19 protein-coding genes and 1 pseudogene are annotated in these 24336 nt (G+C 63.0%); 16 read left to right on the top strand and 4 right to left on the bottom strand.

Annotation, left to right across the window (positions count from 1 at the left end):
• From ACZ2IA_RS21260 to cysN, 3 genes and pseudogenes are all read left to right on the top strand, one after another.
• A pseudogene (locus ACZ2IA_RS21260) lies at positions 1-525 on the top strand (hypothetical protein); the annotation flags it as partial.
• A 370-nt stretch (positions 526-895) separates the two neighbouring features.
• Positions 896-1810, top strand: coding sequence for a sulfate adenylyltransferase subunit CysD (cysD, locus tag ACZ2IA_RS21255; RefSeq protein ID WP_470294591.1), 915 nt, complete (start codon positions 896-898; stop codon positions 1808-1810).
• A 69-nt stretch (positions 1811-1879) separates the two neighbouring features.
• Positions 1880-3313: a sulfate adenylyltransferase subunit CysN gene (gene cysN / locus ACZ2IA_RS21250; RefSeq protein WP_470294590.1), complete on the top strand. Its 1434-nt coding sequence runs from the start codon at positions 1880-1882 to the stop codon at positions 3311-3313.
• A 165-nt stretch (positions 3314-3478) separates the two neighbouring features.
• Here the strand turns inward: cysN and ACZ2IA_RS21245 are convergent, their stop codons facing one another.
• The 4 genes from ACZ2IA_RS21245 to ACZ2IA_RS21230 all read right to left on the bottom strand — a co-directional run bounded on the left by ACZ2IA_RS21245 (position 3479) and on the right by ACZ2IA_RS21230 (position 7620).
• Positions 3479-4108: a MarC family protein gene (locus ACZ2IA_RS21245; RefSeq protein WP_470294589.1), complete on the bottom strand. Its 630-nt coding sequence runs from the start codon at positions 4106-4108 to the stop codon at positions 3479-3481.
• A 171-nt stretch (positions 4109-4279) separates the two neighbouring features.
• Positions 4280-5413: a succinyl-diaminopimelate desuccinylase gene (gene dapE / locus ACZ2IA_RS21240; protein WP_470294588.1), complete on the bottom strand. Its 1134-nt coding sequence runs from the start codon at positions 5411-5413 to the stop codon at positions 4280-4282.
• On the bottom strand, positions 5410-5760 hold the full coding sequence (locus ACZ2IA_RS21235) for an ArsC family reductase (RefSeq protein WP_470294587.1): 351 nt from the start codon (positions 5758-5760) through the stop codon (positions 5410-5412). The genes dapE and ACZ2IA_RS21235 overlap by 4 nt, the downstream gene beginning before the upstream one ends.
• 180 nt (positions 5761-5940) lie before the next feature.
• Positions 5941-7620 (bottom strand): long-chain-fatty-acid--CoA ligase, encoded by a 1680-nt coding sequence (locus ACZ2IA_RS21230; RefSeq protein ID WP_470294586.1) that lies wholly within the window; start codon positions 7618-7620, stop codon positions 5941-5943.
• A gap of 264 nt (positions 7621-7884) precedes the next feature.
• Between ACZ2IA_RS21230 and rimP the strand changes: the two genes are divergently transcribed.
• The 13 genes from rimP to ACZ2IA_RS21165 form a co-directional block, all read left to right on the top strand.
• On the top strand, positions 7885-8310 hold the full coding sequence (rimP, locus tag ACZ2IA_RS21225; RefSeq protein WP_470294585.1) for a ribosome maturation factor RimP: 426 nt from the start codon (positions 7885-7887) through the stop codon (positions 8308-8310).
• Between the two features lie 49 nt (positions 8311-8359).
• Complete coding sequence (gene nusA / locus ACZ2IA_RS21220) at positions 8360-9838, top strand: transcription termination factor NusA (protein WP_470294584.1); 1479 nt, start codon at positions 8360-8362, stop codon at positions 9836-9838.
• Between the two features lie 34 nt (positions 9839-9872).
• Positions 9873-12680, top strand: a complete 2808-nt coding sequence (gene infB, locus ACZ2IA_RS21215) for a translation initiation factor IF-2 (protein ID WP_470294583.1) — start codon at positions 9873-9875, stop codon at positions 12678-12680.
• 80 nt (positions 12681-12760) lie between these two features.
• Positions 12761-13162 carry a 30S ribosome-binding factor RbfA gene (gene rbfA, locus ACZ2IA_RS21210; protein ID WP_470294582.1) on the top strand — a complete coding sequence of 134 codons (402 nt, stop codon included), beginning with the start codon at positions 12761-12763 and terminating at the stop codon, positions 13160-13162.
• Positions 13159-14079, top strand: a complete 921-nt coding sequence (gene truB / locus ACZ2IA_RS21205) for a tRNA pseudouridine(55) synthase TruB (RefSeq protein ID WP_470294581.1) — start codon at positions 13159-13161, stop codon at positions 14077-14079. Before rbfA ends, truB begins: the two co-directional genes overlap by 4 nt.
• 75 nt (positions 14080-14154) lie before the next feature.
• Entirely contained in the window at positions 14155-14424 is a 270-nt protein-coding gene (rpsO, locus tag ACZ2IA_RS21200) for a 30S ribosomal protein S15 (RefSeq protein ID WP_470294580.1), read from the top strand.
• Between the two features lie 165 nt (positions 14425-14589).
• Entirely contained in the window at positions 14590-16737 is a 2148-nt protein-coding gene (pnp, locus tag ACZ2IA_RS21195) for a polyribonucleotide nucleotidyltransferase (protein WP_470294579.1), read from the top strand.
• Between the two features lie 527 nt (positions 16738-17264).
• Positions 17265-18473, top strand: coding sequence for an aspartate aminotransferase family protein (locus ACZ2IA_RS21190; protein ID WP_470294578.1), 1209 nt, complete (start codon positions 17265-17267; stop codon positions 18471-18473).
• A gap of 256 nt (positions 18474-18729) precedes the next feature.
• Positions 18730-19767 carry an arginine/ornithine succinyltransferase subunit alpha gene (gene aruF, locus ACZ2IA_RS21185; RefSeq protein WP_470294577.1) on the top strand — a complete coding sequence of 346 codons (1038 nt, stop codon included), beginning with the start codon at positions 18730-18732 and terminating at the stop codon, positions 19765-19767.
• Positions 19764-20798 carry an arginine N-succinyltransferase gene (astA, locus tag ACZ2IA_RS21180; RefSeq protein ID WP_470294576.1) on the top strand — a complete coding sequence of 345 codons (1035 nt, stop codon included), beginning with the start codon at positions 19764-19766 and terminating at the stop codon, positions 20796-20798. The genes aruF and astA overlap by 4 nt, the downstream gene beginning before the upstream one ends.
• On the top strand, positions 20795-22258 hold the full coding sequence (gene astD, locus ACZ2IA_RS21175) for a succinylglutamate-semialdehyde dehydrogenase (protein WP_470294575.1): 1464 nt from the start codon (positions 20795-20797) through the stop codon (positions 22256-22258). The genes astA and astD overlap by 4 nt, the downstream gene beginning before the upstream one ends.
• Entirely contained in the window at positions 22255-23598 is a 1344-nt protein-coding gene (astB, locus tag ACZ2IA_RS21170) for an N-succinylarginine dihydrolase (RefSeq protein WP_470294574.1), read from the top strand. The genes astD and astB overlap by 4 nt, the downstream gene beginning before the upstream one ends.
• A gap of 418 nt (positions 23599-24016) precedes the next feature.
• Positions 24017-24336: branched-chain amino acid ABC transporter permease (locus tag ACZ2IA_RS21165; protein ID WP_470294573.1), on the top strand; the 320-nt coding region annotated here is incomplete at its 3' end.

Genomic DNA, 24336 nt, shown 5'->3' with positions numbered 1-24336 from the left:
CATGAGGGTGGCTTGCCGATCGTTGGTCCGGTCCTGTCAGGGCTGCTTGGCGGCGGCGATGATCACCACGGTGGTGGCGACGATAACGGTGGCGGTCATGGTGGCCATGACCACGGCCTGCCGATCGTCGGTCCGGTGCTGACGGGCTTGCTGGGCGGCGGTGACGACCACCACGGTGGCCATGAGGGTGGCTTGCCGATCGTTGGTCCGGTCCTGTCAGGGCTGCTTGGCGGCGGCGATGATCACCACGGTGGTGGTGGCGATAACGGTGGCGGTCATGGTGGCCATGACCACGGCCTGCCGATCGTCGGTCCGGTACTGACGGGGCTGACCGGCAGTAGTACTGGCCACGGCGGTAGCAACGGGCCAGCCAACCTGATCGGTACGCTGACTTCCGCTGTCGGTGCACCTCTGTTGGTGAAGCAGGGCGGCAAGCCGGGTGACAAACACGATGACAATGATTCGGCCTCGTTGCTGGCGACACTCGGGCTGAATGGCGTGCTGTCGCTGGGTGTGAAGAAATAAACCCAGCTGTTTCACTGATCCCCCCGCTTACCAGCGACAGACGGTAGCGGGGGATTTTTCGTTGGCACTGTTCATCGCTAAGCGATGCTAAATTTGGCGGCGCTGACTCTCTTGATGCGCCCGGAGCCGGCCCTAGGCCACGGTCCTGCTAGGTGATGACCGAGACGGTCAGTAGTCGCGCGGAAGAGTTGATGGTGGTCTGTCGTCAGCTAATTCCTCGTTGGACTAAATGGGAATTCACATAGCGCATATTGATATATCTATTCGATTTTGATAACGCCTCCAGCAACCGTTAGATTAGCGCTGTCGATAAAAGGAACAGCCGGGCGTTGCGGGGCAGCGTGGCCGGCGGATTGGGCAGGCGAACAAGATGAAAATCAGTGAAGCAAGGCTGACCCACCTCAAGCAGTTGGAGGCGGAGTCTATCCATATCATTCGCGAGGTGGCGGCCGAGTTTGAGAACCCGGTGATGCTGTACTCGATCGGCAAGGATTCGGCCGTGATGCTGCATCTGGCGCTGAAGGCGTTCTACCCGGGCAAGCCGCCGTTCCCGCTGCTGCACGTGGACACCACCTGGAAATTCCGCGACATGATCGCCTTCCGTGATCATGTGGTGAACAAGTACGGCCTGGATCTACTGGTGCACGTCAACGAAGACGGTGTGAAGGCCGGCATCGGTCCATTTAGCCACGGCAGTGCCAAGCATACCGACGTGATGAAGACCGAGGGTTTGAAGCAGGCGCTGAACAAGTATAAGTTCGACGCGGCCTTCGGCGGCGCTCGTCGCGATGAAGAGAAATCGCGCGCGAAGGAACGGGTGTACTCGTTCCGCGACCAGAACCACCGCTGGGACCCAAAGAACCAGCGCCCGGAGCTCTGGAACATCTACAACAGCAAGATCAACAAGGGCGAGAGCATCCGGGTGTTCCCGCTGTCGAACTGGACCGAACTCGACATCTGGCAGTACATCTACCTGGAGAACATCGACATCGTGCCGTTGTACTTCGCGGCCGAGCGCCCGGTGGTGAACCGCGACGGCATGCTGATCATGGTCGACGACGAACGGATGTCGCTGCGCCCGGGTGAGACGCCGGAGCTGCGCAAGGTGCGTTTCCGTACACTGGGCTGTTATCCGCTGACCGGCGCGGTCGAGTCGACCGCGGCGACGCTGCCGGAAATCATCCAGGAAATGCTGCTGACCAAGACCAGTGAGCGCCAGGGCCGGCTGATCGACCACGACCAGGCCGGGTCGATGGAGAAGAAAAAGATGGAAGGCTATTTCTAAGCCCGCCCTCTGCCTGATACCGCCGACGTGCAACGCCTGCACGTCGGCCGAAGCACGATTGGAAACACCATGTCCCACCAGTCCGAACTGATTGCCAGCGATATCCTGGCGTACCTGAAGCAGCACGAGAACAAGGACCTGCTGCGCTTCATCACCTGCGGCAACGTCGACGACGGCAAGTCGACGCTGATCGGCCGGCTGTTGCACGACTCGAAGCTGATCTTCGAGGACCAGCTCGCCGCGATTCAGCGCGACTCGAAGAAGTACAACACCACCGACGACGAGATCGATCTGGCCTTGCTGGTCGACGGCCTGCAGGCCGAGCGCGAGCAGGGTATCACCATCGATGTGGCGTACCGTTACTTCTCAACCGAGAAGCGCAAGTTCATCATCGCCGACTGCCCGGGTCACGAGCAGTACACCCGCAATATGGCCACCGGCGCGTCGACCTGTGATCTGGCGATCATCCTGATCGATGCGCGCCGCGGCGTGCAGACCCAGACCCGTCGCCACAGCTTCATCGTTAGCCTGCTCGGCATCAAGCACGTGATCGTGGCGGTGAACAAGATGGATCTGGTCGACTTCGACCAACAGGTGTTCGAGCAGATTCGCGCCGACTACCTGGAATTCGCCGGCAAGCTGGCGATTCCGGACATCCGGTTCGTGCCGATCTCGGCGCTGCGCGGCGACAACGTGGTCAGCCGCAGCGAGAAGGCCGCTTGGTACCAGGGTGAGACGCTGATGGAGCTCTTGGAGTCGGTGCAGGTAGCCGGCAAGGCCGACCTCGATGCCTTCCGCCTGCCGGTGCAGTACGTCAACCGCCCGAACCTGGACTTCCGCGGCTTTGCCGGTACCGTGGCCGCCGGGGCGGTGCACCCGGGCGACCTGGTGACCGTGCTGCCGTCGGGCAAGCAGAGCCGGGTGAAGGCGATCGTCACCGCCGACGGCGACTTGCCCGAAGCGTTTGCCGGCCAGGCGATCACGCTGACGCTGGACGACGAGATCGATGTGTCGCGCGGCGACATGCTGGTGCGCGCCGGCGAAGCGGCGCCGCAGGTGGCCAACGCGGTCGATGCGCATCTGGTGTGGATGGATGAGCAGCCGCTGACGCTGGGCAAGGAATACACCTTCAAGCTGGCCGGCAAGGCGGTGTTCGGCCGGGTTGAGCGCATCCAGCACCGCATCGACGTCAACAGCTTGGCCGAAAGCACGGTCGAGGCCTTGCAGCTGAATGAGATCGCGCTGGTACGCATTGCTTTCAACGCGCCGGTGGTGTTCGACGCGTACACAGCGTGCCGTGGCACCGGCAGCCTTATCGTGATCGACCGCCTGTCCAACGCGACCGCGGCGGCCGGCATGGTCGTCAGCGCGGCCGAATCGGCTGGCGAGCAGCCGCTCGACGAGCTGGCTCGTTTCAAGGCCTTCGAGCTGGAGCTGAATGCGCTGGTGCGCAAGTACTTCCCGCACTGGGAAGCGAAGGATATCGCTCAGCTCCTGAAATAATCCGGCTGGGTCATTAACGGAAACGGCAGCGTCGCGACGCTGCCGTTTTTTTGTTCTTTTCTCTTCGATTGGAAAACCTTGAGGGATATGGGAAGGTCGGCGGGAAGGTTGGCCGAAAGGGTTCGCGTAGGGTGCGCTCAGGGTCGGGAGGGTGCTAAGAATGGCTCAGCGGGTCAGCTGCGGGAACAGCCGGTAGAGGCCGTCGACGACGATCTCCACCGACACGGCGGCGAGCAGCATGCCCATCACCCGGTTGACGATATTGATGCCGGTCTGGCCGAGCAGGCGGCTCAATGGCGAGGCCAGCACCAGCGCGCCGTAGCAGGTGATCGCGACCAACAGTCCGCTGATGATTAGGGACAGTACCTGTTTCCACGAGCCGGCGGTGGAAGCGTAGATGATCACCGTCGAGATGGTGCCCGGGCCTGTCATCAGCGGGATCGCCATCGGCACCACCGCGATATTGGTCTTGGTTTCGGCTTCCTCGCGCTCGGCCTCGGTGGTCTTGGTCGGCGCTGGCTTGGCGTTCATCAGCGCGATCGCGATCAGCATCACCAGCAGGCCGCCGCCGACCTGGAACGAGCCGATGCTGATGCCGAGAAACTTCAGCAGGGTTTCGCCGACCAGCGCGAACAGTACGATCACAATCGCCACCGATAGCGCGGTAGTCTTGGCGATCTTCTTGCGTTCGCCCTGATTGGCGGTGGGGGTGAGGCTGATGAAGATGGGGATCGCGCCGAGCGGGTTGACCAGCACCAGCAGCGCGATGAAGATTTTTGCGATTTCGAGGTCCATGGCGGCGGAGGCTCCCCCTGTTGGCGCGTCGCGCTCAATCGAGCTTCGGACGCAAGTCGTCGTGGCCGCGCCATGGGCTGCGGTTTGTCTTGAGCCTAGACGCAAGTCGGCCGCAGCCCAAAAAGAAACGGCAGACCGAAAGGTCTGCCGTTGTGCCTGGCGGGTGGGGGCTTAACGCTTGCTCAGTAGCGCGACCAGGGTCTTTTCATAGACCTGCGACAGGCGTTCGACGTCGTCGACCTTCACGCACTCATTGAGCTTGTGGATGGTGGCGTTGATCGGGCCGAATTCGACCAGCTCGCGGGCGATGCGCTTGATGAAGCGACCATCCGAGGTGCCGCCGCTGGTCGACAGCTCGGTCCGCAGGCCGGTGACCTGCTCGATCGCGCCGCCGATCGCCTCGGTGAGCGCGCCCGGCTCGGTCAGGAACGGGTTGCCGGACAGCGTCCACAGCAGGTCGTAGTCGAGGCCGTGCTGGTCGAGGATGGCGTGCACCCGCGCCTTCAGCGTCTCGGCGGTGTTCTCGGTCGAGAAGCGGAAGTTGAACTTTAGCTCGGCGGTGCCCGGGATCACGTTGGTGGCGCCGGTGCCGGCGTTCAGGTTGGATACTTGCCAGCTGGTCGCCGGGAAGTAGGCGTTGCCATTGTCCCAGACGGTGGCGGCCAGTTCGGCCAACGCCGGAGCCATCAGATGGATCGGATTTTTCGCCAGGTGCGGATAGGCGATGTGGCCCTGCTGGCCCTTGACGATCAGCGTGCCGGACAGCGAGCCGCGCCGGCCGTTCTTGATCGTGTCGCCGAGCGCGTCAGTGGAGGTCGGTTCGCCGACGATGCAGTAGTCGATCGTCTCGTCGCGCGCTTCCAGCAGGTCGACCACCCGTACCGTGCCGTCGGTGGCGATGCCTTCCTCGTCCGAGGTGATCAACAGGGCGATCGAACCGGTGTGGCCGGGGTGGGCCGCGACGAAGGTTTCGATCGCGGTGATAAATGCCGCGAGCGAGGCCTTCATGTCGGCGGCGCCGCGGCCGAACAGGTGGCCGTCGCGGATCACCGGCTCGAACGGGTGGCTATCCCATTTGTCGAGGGGGCCGGTCGGTACCACGTCGGTGTGACCGGCGAAGCATAGCAGCGGGCCGCTGCTGCCGCGACGTGCCCAGAAGTTGTCGACGTCGCCGAAACGCAGCCGCTCGACGGTGAAGCCGATCGCTTCCAGCCGCTCGATCATCTGCTCCTGGCAGCCCTTGTCGCGCGGGGTGACCGAGTCGCGACGGATCAGTTCGCAGGTCAATTCCAGGGTCGGGTTCATAGTCCGAACTCCTCGGCGTAGACGGCGTCGCTGAAGCCGACCCCGGCGTGGGGGCCGTTGACCAGTACCGGGCGCTTGATCAGCGACGGTTGTTCGATCATCAGTGCGACTGCACCCTCGGAGCTGTCGGCGCGGACCTTGTCGGCGTCGGAGAGGGTGCGCCAGGTGGTGCCCTGGCGGTTGATCAGCTTCGCCAGCCCGATGCGGGAGATCCAGTCGTGCAGGGTGGCAGCGTCGATGCCCTGCTTCTTGAAGTCGTGGAAGGCGTAGTCGATCTGGTGTTCGGCCAACCAGAGGCGGGCCTTTTTTACCGTGCTGCAGTTGGAGATGCCGTAAAGCGTGGTCATGATGGTGAGTGTCGTCAGGAATTCAGTGTCTGCGGGTCGAAACGGGTGCTGCTGGTCGCGGTGGGCCCCGTGGCATAGCTGTCGATTATCGCAGGCTTTGCCGTCGTGGTGGAATGTGTCGAGCAAGGGTATGAAAAAAGCCCGCGCTCGGGCGGGCTGTGGTTTACCGGCTTGGCCGGATCAGGCCGGTTGCTTGACCGACTCGTCGCGCAGCGCGCGGCGCAGGATCTTGCCGACATTGGTCTTCGGCAGTTCACTGCGGAACTCGACCTGCTTGGGTACCTTGTAGCCGGTCAGGTTCTTGCGGCAATGGTCGATCACGTCTTTCTCGGTCAGTGCCGGGTCCTTCTTCACCACGAATAGCTTGACCACCTCGCCCGATTTCTCGTCCGGTACGCCGATACACGCCACTTCCAGCACACCCGGTAGCGAGGCGGCGACGTCCTCGACCTCGTTCGGATAGACGTTGAAGCCCGAGACCAGGATCATGTCCTTCTTGCGGTCGACCAGTTTGACGAAACCGGTCGGCGTGACCATCGCCATGTCGCCGGTGGCGAGGAAACCGTCCTCGTCGATCACCTTGGCGGTTTCGTCCGGGCGTTTCCAGTAGCCCTTCATCACTTGCGGGCCCTTGATCCACAGTTCGCCCGGCTCGCCGATCGGCACTTCCTTGCCTTCGATGTCGCGGATCTGGATGTCGGTCGACGGCACCGGCAGGCCGATGGTGCCGTTGTACTCCGGCAGGTCGAGCGGGTTCATGCACGCGGCGGGCGAGGTCTCGGTCAGGCCGTAGGCCTCAGACAGCGTCACGCCGGTGACTTCCTTCCATTTCTCTGCAACGGCCTTCTGCACCGCCATGCCGCCACCCAGCGCCAGGCGCCAGCTGCTGAAGTCGACGGTCTTGAATTCCGGGTTATGCAGCAGCGCGTTGAACAGCGTGTTGACGCCGGTCATCGCGGTGACCTTGTATTTCTTCAACTCCTTGATGAAGCCAGGGATGTCGCGCGGGTTGGTGATCAAGATGTTCATCGCGCCGACCTCGGTGAACACCATCAGGTTCGCGGTCAGCGAGAAGATGTGATAGAGCGGCAGCGCGGTGACGATGACTTCCTGGCCTTCGCGCACCACCGGCTTGACCCATTCGCCGGCCTGCAGCATGTTGGCGATGATGTTGCGGTGTAGCAGCATCGCGCCCTTCGACACGCCGGTGGTGCCGCCGGTGTACTGCAGGAAGGCGATGTCGTCATGGCTGATCTCGACCGGGCTGAGCGGCTGCTTGGCGCCCGTGGAGAGTGCGTCGGTAAAACGGATATGGCCCGGGATGTGCCAAGTCGGTACCAGTTTCTTGACCTTCCGGACCACGAAATTGACGATCAGCGACTTCGGGAAGCCGAGCATGTCGCCGAGCGAGGCGACCACCACGTTCTTGATGCCGGTGCGCGGCAGTACCTCTTGCAGCACGTTGGCGAAGTTTTCCAGGATGACGATGGTGGTGGCGCCGGAATCGTTCAGCTGGTGCTCGAGCTCGCGCGGCGTGTAGAGCGGGTTAACGTTGACCACGGTCAGCCCGGCGCGTAGCGTGCCGAATACCGTGATCGGGTAGTGCAGCAGGTTCGGCATCATGATCGCCACCCGCTCGCCCTTGCTCAGTTTCAGCCGATGCTGAAGGAACGAGGCGAAGTCAGCCGACAGGCGATCGAGCTCGCCGTACGACAGGACCTTGTCCATATTGGCCACCGCTGGGCGGTCGCGGAATTTGGCGGCGCTCTTCTCGAACACCTCGACCACCGACTTGAACTGGTTCACGTCGATTTCCGATGCAACCCCTGCCTGGTAATTCTTCAGCCAGATTTTTTCCATTTAAAGGCTTCTCCATCGTGCTGTGAACGGGCAAGTTGTCGAATGACACTTGGCCTCGGGTATATCTTTTTGTTATGTTGCCCGCCAGCATGACGCAAGCGGGATAAGTTAATTTACCGGAATCGCAAACCGCCGCAAAGACCGCGACGGCCCCGGCATGGGGTTGGCGGCGGGGCGGGAGGTTTCCTTTTTCCCGGAAATGCGTTAAAATTGTGGCTATTTAGGGATGGGCGTTTCGCCCATTTTTTGTTTCTGGAAAACGCAATGGATGTCCGTTTGCTGCTTGAAAACACCCTGCCGGGGTTGGGCTACGAGCTGGTTGACTTTGAGCTGATGAATGGTGGCGGTTTTCGCGTATTCATCGACAAGCCTGAAGGCATCACCGTCGAAGACTGCGTGCAGGTCAGTAACCACCTTACCCGCTTGTTCACGGTGGAAAACGTCGATTACTCGCGACTGGAAGTGTCGTCGCCGGGTCTCGACCGTCCGCTGAAGAAAGAGGCGGATTTCGTCCGTTTTGCCGGTCAACTGGCGATCGTGCGTACCCGGCTGCCGATCGAGCAGCAGAAGCGATTTGTCGGTCGTCTTGCGGGCGTCGAAGACGGAGCGGTAATGCTCGTAGTCGACGGCCGTACCGTGGCGATTCCCCTGTCCAATATCGACAAGGCCCGGCTGGAGCCGGAGTTCTGATCGGCAGGACGTTGGCCACGAATGCAGGGCCCAAAATTCGGAGGATGGCATGAGCCGCGAGATTTTGTTGCTGGTTGACGCCTTGGCGAGCGAGAAGAACGTCAGCAAGGAAGTGGTGTTTTCCGCTCTCGAGCTGGCGCTCGCTTCGGCGACCAAGAAGAAATTCAATGAAGACGATCTGGACGTGCGCGTCGAAATCGACCGTCACGCCGGTACCCACCAGAGCTTCCGTCGCTGGACGGTGGTCGAGGAGGAGCTGCTCGAAGAGCCCAGCCGTGAGTTGACGCTGGCACAGGGGCGCGAGCGCGATCCGCGTGCCGAAATCGGCAGCGTGATCGAAGAGCCGATGGAAGCGGTCGAGTTCGGCCGTATCGGCGCGCAGACCGCCAAGCAGGTGATCCTGCAGAAGATCCGCGACGCCGAGCGCGAGCAGATCCTCAACGACTTCCTGCAGCGTCGCGAACACCTGGTGAATGGCACCGTCAAGCGCATCGAGCGCGGCAACGCCATCATCGAATGCGGCAAGCTCGAAGCCGTGCTGCCGCGCGATCAGATGATCCCGAAGGAAAACCTGCGCGTGGGCGACCGCGTGAAGGCGTTCCTGCTGCGCATCGACCGCCTCGGTCGTGGTCCGCAGCTGGTGCTGTCGCGGACCACCCGCGAATTCCTGGCCAAGCTGTTCGAGCTGGAAGTGCCGGAAATCGAGGAAGGCATGCTGGAGATCAAGGAAGCGGCCCGCGACCCGGGGATGCGCGCCAAGATCGCCGTCAAGTCGAACGACCCGCGCATCGACCCGCAGGGTACCTGCATCGGCATGCGCGGTTCGCGCGTCCAGGCAGTGACCCAGGAGCTGGCCGGCGAACGCGTCGACATCGTGCTGTGGTCGCCGGACCCGGCTCAGTTCGTGATCAACGCGCTGTCCCCGGCCGAAGTGAACCGCATCATGATCGACGAAGACAACCATCTGATGGACGTGGTCGTCGAGGAAGAACAGCTGGCGCTGGCGATCGGGCGCAGCGGTCAGAACGTGCGCCTTGCCGCCGAACTGACCGGCTGGAACCTGAATATCATGACGGTCGAGGAAGCTGAAGAGAAGAACCAGGCCGAAGATGCGGCGCTGCGTGACACCTTCGTGCAACACCTCGGCGTCGACGAAGACACCGCCGCCACTCTGGTGCAGGAAGGCTTTGCTACCCTGGAAGAGGTGGCTTATGTGCCGGTTTCCGAACTGTTGGAAATCGGAGGTTTCGACGAAGCGCTTGTGAACGAGCTGCGCAGTCGTGCCCGTGACGCCATCCTGACCTTGGCGATTGCCTCGGAAGAGAAGGTGGAGTCGGTGGACGAAGATCTGCGCAACCTCGAAGGTCTGACCGATGACCTGATGCGTAAGTTGGCCGAAAACGATGTGACCACTCGTGATGAGTTGGCCGATTTGGCGGTGGACGACTTGGTCGACATGATCGGCATTGATGCTGAGTCTGCCCGCTCGCTTATCATGAAAGCGCGCGAACACTGGTTCGACCAGTGATTGCAGGCTGAAATGGAAGGATTTGGGAAGACGCATGGTAGTGACGAATGTTAAACAGTTTGCAAGTGAACTCGGCCTGCCCCCGGAGCGCCTGCTAGAGCAATTGCGCTCCGCAGGTGTGACGAAGGGGTCGCTGGACGACACGTTGTCCGAACAGGACAAGGGCCGCTTGCTGGATCACCTGAAGCGCTCGCACGGTGCCCGTGACGACGCGCGCGTCACTGTGACGCGCAAACAGACCAGCGAAATTCAGACGGCCGGCGGTACCGTCAAGGTCGAGACCCGCAAGAAGCGCGTGGTGGTTATGCCGGACGAAAAGCCGGCGGCCCGCGAGGAGGCACCGGTTGTAGCGGCTGCTCCGGCCGTCGAGGCTCCGGTGGCCGAGCCGGTGAAACCGGCTGAGCCGAAGGTCGAGGCGCCGAAAGAAGCGCCGAAGGCCGAAGCCAAACCGGTCGAGCCGAAGGTCGAGGCTCCGAAAGAAGCGCCGAAGGCCGAAGAGAAGGCGGCGAAGGCCGCACCGGCTCGTCCGGCTGCGCCGGCGCCGATCCTGTCGGCCGAAGAAATCGCTTCGCGCGAAGCCGAGGCACGTCGCCATTCCGAGCTGCGCTCCCGTCAGGAAGCGCTGGTGCGCGAACGCCTGGAGCGTGAGGAGCGCCGTACTGCCGCACGCTTGGCCGCCGAGCAGGCTGCCTTGCAGCCGAAGCCGGTCGAGGTGAAGAAACCGGTGGAGGCCAAGCCGGCCGACGCCGCCCGTTCCGCCCGCCCGGCGGCCGAGCATCGTTCGGCTTCGCCGACGCCGCGTGCCCCGCTGTCCACCGGCCGTCCGCAAGGTGCGGCACCGGCTGGCGGCGCACCGGCGGCGCCTTCGGCCAACCGTCCGGCTGGTGCCCCGGCTCCGCGTTCCGACGACAAGAAGCCTGGCGGCGCTAACCGCAAGGGTGGTGGTCGCGACTGGAGCGATGGTCGTGGCAAGGGCAAGGGCCTGCGCACCCGTGGTGGCGACTCCAGCAACGACTGGAAATCGAAGAAGGGTGGCCGCAACAAGCACGCTGGTCAGCACGCCTTCCAGAACCCGATCGAGCCGATCGTGCACGAAGTGCTGGTGCCTGAAACCATCACCGTGGCCGATCTTGCTCACCGCATGGCGGTGAAGGCGGCCGAGGTGATCAAGGTGCTGATGAAGATGGGCATGATGGTGACCATCAACCAGGTGCTCGATCAGGAAACCGCGATCATTCTGGTCGAGGAAATGGGGCACAAGGCCAAGGCCGCGCAGGCGGACGATCCGGAAGCCTACCTCGAGAAACCCGAGGGCGAAGTGGAAGTCGAATTGCTGCCGCGTGCCCCGGTCGTGACCGTGATGGGTCACGTCGACCACGGTAAGACCTCGCTGCTCGACTACATCCGTCGCGCCAAAGTGGCGGCCGGCGAAGCCGGTGGCATTACCCAGCATATTGGTGCCTACCACGTCGAAACCGACCGCGGCATGATCACCTTCCTGGATACCCCGGGTCACGAAGCGTTTACCGCGATGCGTGCCCGTGGTGCCAAGGCGACCGACATCGTGGTGCTGGTGGTGGCGGCCGACGACGGCGTGATGCCGCAGACCATCGAAGCGGTTCACCATGCTAAAGCAGCCGGTGTGCCGATCGTGGTGGCGGTGAACAAGATCGACAAGCAGGGCGCCAACCCGGAACGCATCCGTCAGGAGCTGTCCGGCCATGGCGTCGTACCGGAAGACTGGGGTGGCGATACCCAGTTCATCGAAGTGTCGGCCAAGCAAGGCCTGAACATCGATGCGCTGCTGGAAGCGATCCTGCTGCAGGCCGAAGTGCTGGAGCTGACCGCTTCGGTGGATACGCCGGCCAAGGGCATCATCGTCGAGGCGCGCCTCGACAAGGGCCGCGGCCCGGTCTCGACGCTGCTGGTACAGTCGGGCACGCTGAAGAAGGGCGACATCGTGCTGGCCGGCACCGCGTTCGGTCGTGTTCGTGCGATGGTCGACGAGAATGGCAAGCCGGTTGACGAAGCCGGTCCGGCGATTCCGGTCGAGATCCTCGGCCTGTCCGACGTACCGCAGGCTGGTGAAGATGCGATGGTGCTGACCGACGAGAAGAAAGCGCGCGAAATCGCGCTGTTCCGCGCCGGCAAGTTCCGCGACGTGCGTCTGGCCAAGCAGCAGGCCGCCAAGCTGGAGAATATGTTCGCCCAGATGGCCGAAGGCGAAGTGCAGACCCTGCCGCTGATCATCAAGGCCGACGTTCAGGGTTCGTACGAAGCGCTGGCAGGCAGCTTGCTGAAGCTGTCGACCGACGAAGTACGCGTGTCGATCCTGCACTCCGGTGTGGGTGGTATCAGCGAGTCGGACGTCAACCTGGCGATCGCGTCGAAGGCGGTGATGATCGGCTTCAACGTGCGTGCCGATGCGGCCGCACGCAAGACGGCCGAGTCGAACGATATCGACATCCGCTACTACAACATCATCTACGATGCGATCGATGATGTGAAGTTGGCGCTGTCGGGCATGCTGGCACCGGAGAAGAAAGAGCAGATCCTCGGCACCGTCGAGATCCGCCAGGTGATCACCGTGTCCAAGGTCGGCAACATCGCCGGTTGTATGGTGACCGATGGTATGGTGAAGCGCTCCGCCCAGGTGCGCCTGATCCGCGACCATGTCGTGGTGCATACCGGTGAACTCGATTCGCTCAAGCGCTTCAAGGACGACGTGAAGGAAGTGAAGCAGGGCTACGAATGTGGCCTGATGCTGAAGAACTTCAACGACATCCGCGAAGGCGACGTACTCGAGGCATTCGAAATCGTGGAAGTAGCGCGCAGCCTGTAAGGTGGCGTGTAACGGGCGGGCGTTCGGTCGGCAGTGGTTGCCGCGGGCGCTCGCCCGTTTGTTTTTGCTAGGAGGCTGAGATGGCCCAACAACGTAAAGGTTTTTCCCGGGCTGACCGGGTGCGCGAACAGATCCTGCGAGAGCTGGCCGAACTGATCCGCAAGGGTCTGAAAGACCCGCGTGTCGGCTGGATTACGCTGACCGCGGTGGACGTGACGCGCGACTATTCGCACGCCAAGATCTTCTACACAGTGATGGACGAGAAGACCCGCGAGGTGTCGCAAGAGGCGCTGGAGCACGCGGCCGGTTATCTGCGCAGCGAACTGGGTCGCCGCATCACCCTGTTCAACATCCCGCAACTGCACTTCGTCTACGACGCGTCGGTCGAGCGCGGCGTGTCGATGTCGAATCTGATCGACAAGGTAGCGCAGGAAGATGCGGCACGGAACAGTGACGGTGATACGCAGGACGACAAGGAATGAGCGAGCCGCGTCGACCGCGTCGGCCGGTGCACGGTGTGATCCTGCTCGACAAGCCGACCGGCATCAGCAGCAACTCGGCGTTGCAGAGGGCGCGCTGGCTGATGAACGCGGCCAAGGCCGGCCACACCGGCGTGCTCGATCCGCTCGCCACCGGCTTGCTGCCGCTGTGCTTCGGTGAGGCGACCAAGTTTTCCTCGTTCCTGCTCGACGCCGACAAGGGCTATCGCGCCACGGTGAAGTTCGGCGTGCTGACCACTACCGGCGACAGTGAGGGCGAGGTGGTGAGCGAGCGGCCGGTCGCCTTCGAGCGCGCCGCGCTCGAGGCGGCGATGGCAAGCTTTCTCGGACCGATCTCGCAAGTGCCGCCGATGTACTCGGCGCTGAAGCATCAGGGCAAGGCGCTCTACGAGTACGCCCGCCAGGGTATCGAGATCGAGCGCAAGGCGCGCGACGTGACGATCCATTCGATCGAGCTGGTCGAGTTTGCCGGCGACGTGGCGGTGATCGACGTGGCGTGCAGCAAGGGGACCTACATCCGTACGCTGGCCGAAGACATCGGCGAAGTGCTTGGTTGCGGTGCCCACCTGATCGGCCTGCGCCGCACCGCGACGGCAGGGTTTTTGCTCGAGCAGGCGATCACGCTCGAGGCGCTCGAGGCGGTGCCGTACGAGGAGCGGCTCGGGCTGTTGCTGCCGGTCGACGTGCTGGTCGGACACCTGCCGGAGGTCGAGTTGGACGAGGCGGACACCGGCCGGTTCATGCACGGGCAGGCCGTGCGTGCTGCGCAAAACCATGCGATAATGACGCGTTTCCGCGTTTACCGTCAGGTGACGCGGGAATTCCTGGGCCTTGCCGAGGCGCGCGACGAAACGTCGCTGCATCCGGCACGGCTCGTGGCTACCAACGTAGCCGGCTAGTAGAAGTGCGGATGGGTTTCGGCTCGCCGCACTTGTCGGGCATCAAGCCCTAATAAAAACTGGAGTTGTACCAAAATGGCAATCAGCATCGAACAAAAAGCAGCGATCGTTAAAGACTTCCAACACGCGGAAGGCGATACCGGTTCGTCGGAAGTGCAAGTTGCACTGCTGACCGCTCGCATTAACGACCTGACCCCGCACTTCAAGGCAAACATGAAGGACCACCACAGCCGTCGTGGTCTGCTGAAAATGGTTAGCCGTCGTCGTCGTCTGCTTGACTACCTCAAGCGCACCAACAACGACTCCTACCGTTCCCTGATTGCCCGTCTGGGTCTGCGTAAGTAATCGCAGCTGGGTTAGAAAAAGTCGCAGCCTGTCTGCGACTTTTTCATTTTCCTGTGTCATAAAGGATGCGGCGTAACGGGGTGAGCCTCTAGCCATGCCAGCGGCAGGTTGGCATCGCTAGGGGTTCCCGTTGGCCGAACGATTGCAAATCGAAAGGAAACCCTCGTGTTTAACAAAATCAGCAAAAGCTTCCAGTACGGCAAGCACACCGTCACCATCGAAACCGGCGAGATCGCCCGTCAGGCCAGCGGCGCCGTCAAGGTGTCGATGGACGAAACCGTGGTGCTGGTCGCCGTGGTGGGCGGCAAGACCGTCAAGCCGGGCCAGGACTTCTTCCCGCTGACCGTCGATTACCTGGAGCGTACCTACGCCGCCGGCAAGATCCCGGGCGGCTTCTTCAAGCGTGAAGGCAAGCAGTCCGAGAAGGAAATCCTGACCAGCCGCCTGATCGACCGTCCGATCCGTCCGCTGTTCCCGGAAGGCTTCTACCACGACGTGCAGATCGTCGCGACCGTGATGTCGCTGGATCCGGAAATCGACTCCGACATTCCGGCGATGATCGGTGCTTCGGCCGCGCTGGCGATCTCCGGTTTGCCGTTTGCCGGCCCGATCGGCGCGGCGCGCGTCGGTTACGTCAACGGCGAATACCTGCTCAACCCGACCAAGTCCGAACTGGCCGACTCCGAGCTGGACCTGGTGGTGGCCGGTACCGACCGTGCGGTACTGATGGTCGAGTCCGAAGCGAAGGAACTGTCCGAAGCCGTGATGCTCGGCGCCGTGGTCTACGGTCACGAGCAGATGCAGGCCGCCATCAAGGCGATTAACGAGCTGGCCGACGAAGTCAACCCGGTGCTGTGGGACTGGGCGCCAGCGGCCAAGGACGAAGCGCTGATCGCCCGTGTCACCGAAATCGCCGGTGAAACCGTCAAGGAAGCGTTCCGTCTGCGCCAGAAGCAGGCGCGTACCGTCAAGCTGAACGAAGCCTGGGACGCGGTGAAGACCGCGCTGATCACCGAAGAGACCGACACCCTGGTGGCCAACCAGATCAAGGGCATTTTCAAGGGTCTGGAGTCCGACGTGGTGCGTGGCCAGATCCTGGCCGGTGAAGCCCGTATCGACGGCCGCGATACCCGCACCGTGCGTCCGATCGCGATCAGCACCGGCGTGCTGCCGCGCGCTCACGGCTCGGCGCTGTTCACCCGCGGTGAAACCCAGGCGTTGGTCGCGGCGACCCTCGGCACCAGCCGCGATGAGCAGATCATCGACGCGCTGGCCGGCGAGTACACCGACCGCTTCATGCTGCACTACAACTTCCCGCCGTACTCGACCGGTGAAGCCGGCCGCATGGGCCCGCCGAAGCGCCGCGAAATCGGTCACGGTCGCCTGGCCAAGCGCGCGCTGATGGCCGTGCTGCCGCCGGCCGACGAGTTCAGCTACGCGATGCGCGTGGTGTCGGAAATCACCGAATCGAACGGCTCCTCGTCGATGGCGTCGGTGTGTGGCGGTTGCCTGTCGCTGCTGGCGGCCGGTGTGCCGCTGAAGGCGCACGTGGCCGGTATCGCCATGGGCCTGATCCTGGAAGGCAACCGCTTCGCGGTGCTGACCGATATCCTCGGCGACGAAGATCATCTGGGCGACATGGACTTCAAGGTGGCCGGTACCGCCGACGGCGTGACCGCGCTGCAGATGGACATCAAGATCCAGGGCATCACCAAGGAAATCATGCAGGTGGCGCTGGAGCAGGCCAAGGAAGGTCGTCTGCACATCCTCGGCTTCATGAAAGAAGCGGTGGAAGGTCCGCAGACCCTGTCTGAGTTCGCGCCGCGCCTGTTCACGATGAAGATCAACCCGGACAAGATCCGCGAAGTGATCGGCAAGGGTGGCGAAACCATCCGTGGCATCACCAAGGACACCGGTTGCGAGATCAATATCGATGATGATGGCACCATCACCATCGCTTCGGTGACACAGGAAGGCGCTGACGCCGCCCGCAAGCGCATCGAAGAGATCACCGTCGAGGTCGAAGTCGGCAAGATCTACGAAGGCACCGTGGTGAAGATCCTCGACAACAACGTCGGTGCGATCGTGTCGATCCTGCCGGGCAAGGATGGTCTGGTACACATTTCGCAGATCGCCAACGAGCGCATCAAGAACGTGTCCGACTACCTGAAAGAAGGCCAGGTGGTGCGCGTGAAGGCGATCGAGATGGACGACCGTGGTCGTATCCGCCTGTCGATCAAGGCGCTGCTGGAAGACGAAGCCAAGGCCGCCCAGGCGACCGCGGACGCCTTCGGTCTGAAGACCGCCGGCTAAGCTGGTCTAGCGGTAAGCAAGAAGCCCGTGATTGCGATCACGGGCTTTTTTCTTGCCTGCCGTTGGCTGAAGGCGGCGGTTTTCGACCGTGCGCTTCGGCCAACCTCGGACCTAGGTCCTGTCATGGAGCATTAGAGCCCAGATGCGAACAGGGTGGGTCGCCCTGGGTGGCGTGGCGCCGAAATGGCGTGCGGCCGGCTTGTCGGACAATGCGACCGTTGAGGCCGGCGGCCGGGAAATCCGCGCTCCCCAGAGCAAGCGCTTGGCTTAAATGCTGAAATCGGCGTGAGGATCGGAGGGTTTCACTGCTAGAACCCTTTGTTACGGTAAAAAGAACAATAAAACGCCTGGTATGCAGGCGTTTTTTGTTTTAATGGCGAGATACCGGTCGTTGACCCCTGGTCAAGTCTTTTTGTACGCGCATGTCGCAAACCGGATATGGGTGTCTGAAATGATTCGATTAGAATCAATGGCAATGCAGTCAAACCATAACAATTAGCAAACACCGAGCAGGAAGGAACATATCAATGAGCAGCAAGATCACCCGCGCCACGTTCGACCAGGTCATGGTTCCCAACTACTCGCCGGCCGGCTTCATTCCGGTGAAGGGCCTGGGCTCCCGCGTCTGGGACCAGGACGGCCGTGAGTTCATCGATCTGGCCGGCGGTATCGCCGTCAACTCGCTGGGTCACTGTCATCCGGAACTGGTCGCCGCACTGACCGAGCAGGCGAACAAGCTCTGGCACGTATCGAACGTGTTCACCAACGAGCCGGTGCTGAAACTGGCCTCGCTGCTGACCGAGCTGACCTTCGCCGACCGCGCCTTCTTCAGCAACTCCGGCGCCGAGGCCAACGAGGCGGCGTTCAAGCTGGTGCGCAAGTATGCCTTCGACCACTTCGGTGCCCACAAGCACCAGATCCTCTCCTGCAAGAACTCCTTCCACGGCCGTACCCTGTTCACCGTCTCGGTGGGCGGCCAGCCGAAATACACCGAGGGCTTCGCGCCGGTGCCGGGCGGCATCGACCACTTCGAATTCAACAACATCGAATCGCTGAAGGCCGCGATCTCCGACGACACCTGTGCGGTGGTGCTCGAGCCGGTACAGGGCGAGGGCGGCGTACTGCCGGCCGACAAGGCCTTCCTGCAGGCGGCGCGCGAGCTGTGCGACCAGCACGGCGCGCTGTTGGTGTTCGACGAAGTGCAGACCGGCGTCGGCCGCACCGGTTCGCTGTACGCCTACATGGAATACGGCGTGACCCCGGACGTGCTGACCACCGCCAAGGCGCTGGGCGGCGGCTTCCCGATCGGTGCGATGCTGACCACCGAGAAAATCGCCAAGAGCTTCGGCATCGGCACCCACGGCTCGACCTACGGCGGCAATCCGTTGGGCGCCGCCGTGGCCGAGAAGGTGCTCGAAGTCGTCAGCCGTCCGGAAGTGCTGGCCGGTGTCCGCGCCAAGGCTCAGCGTCTGGCCGATGGCCTGAACGCGATCAACGCCAAGTACGGCGTGTTCAAGACCGTGCGCGGCATGGGGCTGCTGATCGGCGCGGTGCTGACCGAACAGTACGCCGGTCGTGCCAAGGACTTCACCAAGTTGGCCGAAAAGCACAACCTGATGGTGCTGGTGGCCGGCCTGAACGTGGTGCGCCTGGCGCCGAGCCTGGTGATCAGCGACGAAGACATCGACGAAGGTCTGAAGCGTTTCGAAGCTGCAGTGGCCGAACTCGTCGCCTGACCCGTTCGCATTCCGGTAACGCTGCCGCGTCGCCCGTGAGGGTGGCGCGGATCCCGCCAGCAGCGGGGCCGCTACGGTGACCGATGCCGGTTGCCGTGGCAGGTGTGTGTGCTTGGACGCCGGACGCGGCGATTCGCGTTTCTTTTCAGTCTGTTTCCGTACCTGACGGTTCGCCCATGCAGCGAACCGCGGGTTGGTGTGCGCCCGCGATTCGGCGCGCACCCGTCAACAAAGAGTCAATACGGGGAGGTCCCCTATGTTAATAGTGCGTCCGGTTCGCACGGCCGATTTACCCGCTATCGAGCGCATGGCGATCGATAGCGGCATCGGCGTGACCAGCTTGCCGAACAGCCGCGAGCGCCTGTTCGAACGCATCCAGCAATCCGTCTCCTCGTTCGAGCACGAAGCCGTCGCCGATACCAGCGACGAGTACTATATGTTCGTGCTGGAACAGCACGGCACCGTGGTCGGTACCGCGTCGATCAGCGCGTCGGCCGGCTTCGACGAGCCGTTCTACAGCTACCGCAGCGAAACCTTCGTGCACGCCTCGCGCCCCCTCAAGGTGAACAACCGGGTGCATGTGCTGAACATGTGCCACGACCTGACCGGTCAGACACAGCTGTGCGGCTTCTTCCTCGACGCGGCGCTGCCCGCCGCGGTCGGCGAGCTGTTGTCGCGCGCCCGGCTGATGTATATCGCCGCCGAGCGCGAGCGCTTCGGCCGTCGCATCATCGCCGAGATGCAGGGCGTGCACGACGAAGTGGGCCAGTCGCCGTTCTGGGACGCGATCGGTCGCCGCTTCTTCAATATGGACTTCGTCCAGGTCGAGCAGGTGTTCGCTACCCACAGCAAGACCTTCATCGCCGAACTGATGCCGAATTATCCGATTTACGTGCCCTTGCTGCCGGACGAGGCACAGCATTCGATCGGCCAGATCCACCCGGCGTTCGAGTTGCCCTGTCAGCTGTTGACCCGCGAGGGCTTCGAGGCCGACAACTACATCGACATCTTCGACGGTGGCGCGGTGCTGACCGCCGACATCGACCGGCTGGAAACGCTGATGCGTAACGACGTGCTGCCGGTGGAAGTGTCGGTCAGCCTGCCGCTGCAGGCCGAAGAATGCCTGGTCAGCAACGAGCGCTCCGTCGACTTCGCCGCCACCGTCACTCGGGTGGCCGAGGTGGGCGGCGTGCTGTTCATCAACCCCGATGCCGCCAAGGCGCTGGGCGTACAAAGTGGCGAGCGGGTGCGCGTGGCGTATCGGCACGAAGCATTCCAGGGGGAAGCAGCATGATGATCATTCGTCCGGTCCGTCGCGATGACCTCGACGGCCTCATGAACCTGGCGCGCAGCGCCGGCGTCGGGTTGACCTCGTTGCCGGTCAACGAGGAGCGCCTGTCGAAGAAAATCAGTCGTTCCGAACTGTCGTTCGCCGGCGAGCTCGACCGCGCCGACCGTAGCTACGTGTTCGTGCTCGAAGACAGCGACAACGGCGCGGTCGCCGGCATCTGTGCGGTGGACGCGGCGGTGGGAATGCGCGAGCCCTGGTACAACTACCGGGTCGGCACCATCGTGCACGCCAGCGAAGAGCTCGGCGTGTACAGCCGCCACGACACGCTGTTCCTGTCGAACGACCACACCGGCTATTCCGAGCTGTGCACGCTGTTCCTGCACCCGGATTACCGCGTCAACCGCAACGGCGGGCTGCTGTCGAAGAGCCGCTTCCTGTTCCTCGCCCAGTTCGCGCCGCTGTTCGGCAAGATCGTGGTGGCGGAAATGCGCGGCTACTCCGACGAGGCGGGCAACTCGCCGTTCTGGGAGGCGTTGGGTCGTCATTTCTTTTCGATTGACTTCGCCGAGGCCGACTACCTGACCGGCATCGGCCAGAAGGCCTTCGTCGCCGAGCTGATGCCCAAGCACCCCGTCTACATCGACTTCCTGCCGGCCGAGGCGCAGGCGGTGATTGGCCAGACCCACCCGAATACCAAGCCAGCGGTGGCGATGCTGCAGTCGGAAGGCTTCCGCTACGAAGGATACGTCGACATCTTCGACGCCGGCCCGACCGTGCAGGCCTACACATCGGAAATCCGTGCGGTGAAGGAAAGCCGCATGGTGGCGGCCCGATTGGCCGACCCGCTGCCGAGCGAAGATTGTGTGGCGCAGTTGGTGTCGAACAGCTCGATCGACGGTTTTCGCACCATCCTGGTCGACGTGCCGCTCGGCGGCGAATCGATCGCGTTGTCGCGCGAGCAGTTGGCCGCGCTGAATGTCCAAGACGGTGATTTCGTTCGCGCCGTTGCCCTGTCCCCGAAGGAACAAGCATGAGCACCCAATTCTTTGATGCTCGCTGGCAAGAAGGCGCCGGCGAGGCGTTCGGCAAGACCAATCCGGCCACCGGCGAGGTGATCTGGCAGGGTCGCGCCGCCTCGGCCGAGCAGGTCGACGCGGCGGTGAAGGCCGCGCGTGCGGCGTTCCGCGACTGGTCGCGCACCGCGTTCGACGAGCGCGTCGCGCTGGCGCGCCGCTTCGCCGAATTGCTGACCGCCAACAAGGCCAAGTTGGCCGAAGTGATCGCCAAGGAAACCGGCAAGCCGCTGTGGGAAGCCACCACCGAAGTGACCACCATGGTCAACAAGGTGGAGATCTCGATCAAGTCGTATAACGAGCGCACCGGCGAGCGCGCCGCCGCAATGGGCGACGCGCAGGCGGTGCTGCGGCACAAGCCGCACGGCGTGGTCGCGGTGTTCGGACCGTACAACTTCCCTGGCCACCTGCCGAACGGCCATATCGTTCCGGCGCTGCTCGCCGGTAACACGGTGATCTTCAAGCCGTCCGAGTTGACGCCGTGGACCGCCGAAGAAACCGTCAAGCTGTGGGCCGAAGCCGGCCTGCCGGCCGGGGTGATCGGCCTGCTGCAGGGCGCCAAGGATACCGGTATCGCGCTGGCGAACCATGCCGGCCTCGACGGGCTGTTCTTCACCGGCAGCTCGGCCACCGGCGCGGTGCTGCACCGGAGCTTCGGCGGCCAGCCGGAGAAGATCCTGGCGCTCGAAATGGGCGGCAACAACCCGCTGATCGTCGAAGGTGTCGCCGACATCGACGCGGCGGTGCACCACACCATCCAGTCGGCGTTCGTGTCGGCCGGTCAGCGCTGCACCTGCGCGCGCCGGCTGCTGGTGCCGGTCGGTGAGTGGGGCGATCGCTTCCTGGCGCGCCTGGTCGAGGTGTCGGCCAACATCAAGGTCGGTCGTTACGACGAGGAGCCGGCGCCGTTCATGGGCTCGGTGATTTCCAACGCCGCCGCCGATGCGCTGCTGACCGCGCAGCAAACGTTGGCCGAACGCGGCGGCAAGCTGCTGCTGGCGATGCGTCGCCTGTCTGAGGCCGGCGCGCTGCTGTCGCCGGGCATCATCGACGTGACCGCCGTCGCCAACCGTATCGACGAAGAGTTCTTCGGTCCGCTATTGCAGGTGGTGCGCTACGCGAGCTTCGACGAGGCGATCGACCTCGCCAACGACACCCGCTACGGTCTGGCCGCCGGCGTTCTGTCGGACGATCGCGCGCTGTACGAGCGTTTCCTGCTCGAAAGCCGTGCCGGCGTGGTCAACTGGAACAAGCCGCTCACCGGTGCGTCCAGTGCCGCGCCGTTCGGCGGCATCGGTGCCTCGGGCAACCACCGCCCGAGCGCCTACTATGCGGCGGACTATTGCGCCTACCCCGTCGCCTCGCTGGAGTGCGACACCCTGGCCGTGCCGGCCCAACTGTCTCCGGGGATCGTTCTGTGAGTGCATATGAAGTGAATTTCGACGGGTTGGTCGGACCGACCCACAACTACAGCGGCCTGTCCTACGGCAACGTCGCGTCGACCGGCAACCAGAACGCGGCGTCCAACCCGAGGCTGGCGGCCAAGCAGGGTCTGGCCAAGATGAAGGCGCTGCACGACGCCGGCTTCAAGCAGGGTGTGCTCGCCCCGCAGGAACGCCCGGACGTCGCGAGCTTGCGCCAGCTCGGCTTTGCCGGCAGCGATGCCGACGTGATCGCGCGTGCTGCTAAAGAAGCGCCGGCGATCCTCGCCGCCTGCACCTCGGCGTCGAGCATGTGGACCGCCAACGCCGCCACGGTCAGCCCGAGCGCCGATACCGCCGACGGCCGCGTGCACTTCACCCCGGCCAACCTGAACAACAAATTCCACCGTGCGATCGAGCACCCGACCACCCGGCGCGTGCTGGCGGCGATGTTCGCCGACGAGAGCCGTTTCGCGGTGCACCCGGCGCTGCCGGCGCAGATGCACTTCGGCGACGAGGGCGCGGCCAACCATACCCGCTTCTGCGCCGAGTACGACGCGCCGGGCGTGGAGTTCTTCGTGTTCGGCGCCGCGGCGTTCGACAGCCGCTATCCGAAGCCGGCCAAGTTCCCGGCGCGCCAGACGCTGGAGGCGAGCCAGGCGATCGCCCGCCTGCACGGCCTGTCGGAGGAGGGCGTGGTGTACGCGCAGCAGGACCCGGCCACCATCGACGCCGGCGTGTTCCACAACGACGTGATCTCGGTCGGCAACCGCAACGTGCTGTTCCACCACCAGAAGTCGTTCCTGCAGCAGGCCGAGGTGTTGGCCGAGCTGGACCGCAAGCTGGCGGCGCGTGGAGGCCAGTTCGTCGCGATCGAGGTGCCGGATGCCGAAGTGAGCGTCGACGAGGCGGTGAAGAGCTACCTGTTCAACAGCCAGCTGTTGTCGCGTGCCGACGGCAAGATGGCGATCGTGGTGCCGGAAGAGTGCCGCAATCAGCCGCGCGTCTGGGCCTACCTCGAGAAACTGCTGGCGAGCAACGGTCCGATTGCCGAAGTGAAGGTGTTCGACCTGAAGCAGAGCATGCAGAACGGCGGCGGCCCAGCCTGCCTGCGCCTGCGCGTGGCCTTGTCCGACGCCGAGATCGCCGCGGTGAACCCGAAGGTGATGATGTCCGATGCCTTGTTCGGTCAACTGAACGGCTGGGTCGACAAGCACTACCGTGACCGCCTGTCGCCTGACGATTTGGCCGACCCGCAGTTGCTGGTCGAGTGCCGTGCCGCACTCGACGAACTGACCGGAATTCTCGGTCTGGGCACGGTCTACCCGTTCCAGCTCTGAATTTACCCCGCTCGAACGACGTGCCGATGGCATGATTGTTCATGCTTGCTATAAAAAATGCCCCCAGACGCTGCAAATGCAGTAGATGGGGGCATCTTTTTGTGGCGATGTCATGAGGCAGGCAATCCTGTGCCACTCCCCAGTTCAGTGCTTCCATGCGCGAAATTAACGTACGGAACAAAACGGAAAAATACCTTAATTTTCAAAGGCTTAATGTATAGAAAATTCATGCTGATTTTACCCATATTTAACAAATTTTTAAGATTGACAGTAGATTGTATCCGGAAGGATAATCCGCTCGCCTGTCGGACAACCTTCAATTCCAAGGCAGCTGGACCAGAAAAAAACTATAGCGGTATTACAAGAGGGGAAACCCCGGCGAACCGCTGAGTCGCTCATCCTAAGGAGAACTCCCATCGTGGACATATTTGTTCAACAAATCCTGAACGGGCTGGTGTTGGGTAGTATTTACGCGTTGATTGCGTTGGGTTACACCATGGTGTACGGCATCATGGGCCTGATCAACTTCGCGCACGGTGAGGTGGTCATGATCGGGGCCATGGTCACCATTTCCGTTATTTCGGCGCTGATGGGCGCGGGCATTAATCTGCCCGGGCCGCTGCTGGTGTTGATCGGCCTGTTGATTTCCATTCCCACGTGCATGTTGCTGGGCTTCGTCATCGAGCGGGTCGCCTACCGCCCCTTGCGCAACGCACCGCGGCTGGCACCGCTGATCAC

It is taken from the genome of Crenobacter sp. CS_VA4 (genome assembly GCF_055597485.1).
This window is presented reverse-complemented; position numbering and strand designations above follow the sequence as displayed.

Coding starts and splice junctions, on each gene's coding strand:
- cysD (WP_470294591.1), top strand. CDS start 896: ATGAAAATCAGTGAAGCAAGGCTGACCCACCTCAAGCAGTTGGAGGCG.
- cysN (WP_470294590.1), top strand. CDS start 1,880: ATGTCCCACCAGTCCGAACTGATTGCCAGCGATATCCTGGCGTACCTG.
- ACZ2IA_RS21245 (WP_470294589.1), bottom strand. CDS start 4,108: ATGGACCTCGAAATCGCAAAAATCTTCATCGCGCTGCTGGTGCTGGTC.
- dapE (WP_470294588.1), bottom strand. CDS start 5,413: ATGAACCCGACCCTGGAATTGACCTGCGAACTGATCCGTCGCGACTCG.
- ACZ2IA_RS21235 (WP_470294587.1), bottom strand. CDS start 5,760: ATGACCACGCTTTACGGCATCTCCAACTGCAGCACGGTAAAAAAGGCC.
- ACZ2IA_RS21230 (WP_470294586.1), bottom strand. CDS start 7,620: ATGGAAAAAATCTGGCTGAAGAATTACCAGGCAGGGGTTGCATCGGAA.
- rimP (WP_470294585.1), top strand. CDS start 7,885: ATGGATGTCCGTTTGCTGCTTGAAAACACCCTGCCGGGGTTGGGCTAC.
- nusA (WP_470294584.1), top strand. CDS start 8,360: ATGAGCCGCGAGATTTTGTTGCTGGTTGACGCCTTGGCGAGCGAGAAG.
- infB (WP_470294583.1), top strand. CDS start 9,873: ATGGTAGTGACGAATGTTAAACAGTTTGCAAGTGAACTCGGCCTGCCC.
- rbfA (WP_470294582.1), top strand. CDS start 12,761: ATGGCCCAACAACGTAAAGGTTTTTCCCGGGCTGACCGGGTGCGCGAA.
- truB (WP_470294581.1), top strand. CDS start 13,159: ATGAGCGAGCCGCGTCGACCGCGTCGGCCGGTGCACGGTGTGATCCTG.
- rpsO (WP_470294580.1), top strand. CDS start 14,155: ATGGCAATCAGCATCGAACAAAAAGCAGCGATCGTTAAAGACTTCCAA.
- ACZ2IA_RS21190 (WP_470294578.1), top strand. CDS start 17,265: ATGAGCAGCAAGATCACCCGCGCCACGTTCGACCAGGTCATGGTTCCC.
- aruF (WP_470294577.1), top strand. CDS start 18,730: ATGTTAATAGTGCGTCCGGTTCGCACGGCCGATTTACCCGCTATCGAG.
- astA (WP_470294576.1), top strand. CDS start 19,764: ATGATGATCATTCGTCCGGTCCGTCGCGATGACCTCGACGGCCTCATG.
- astD (WP_470294575.1), top strand. CDS start 20,795: ATGAGCACCCAATTCTTTGATGCTCGCTGGCAAGAAGGCGCCGGCGAG.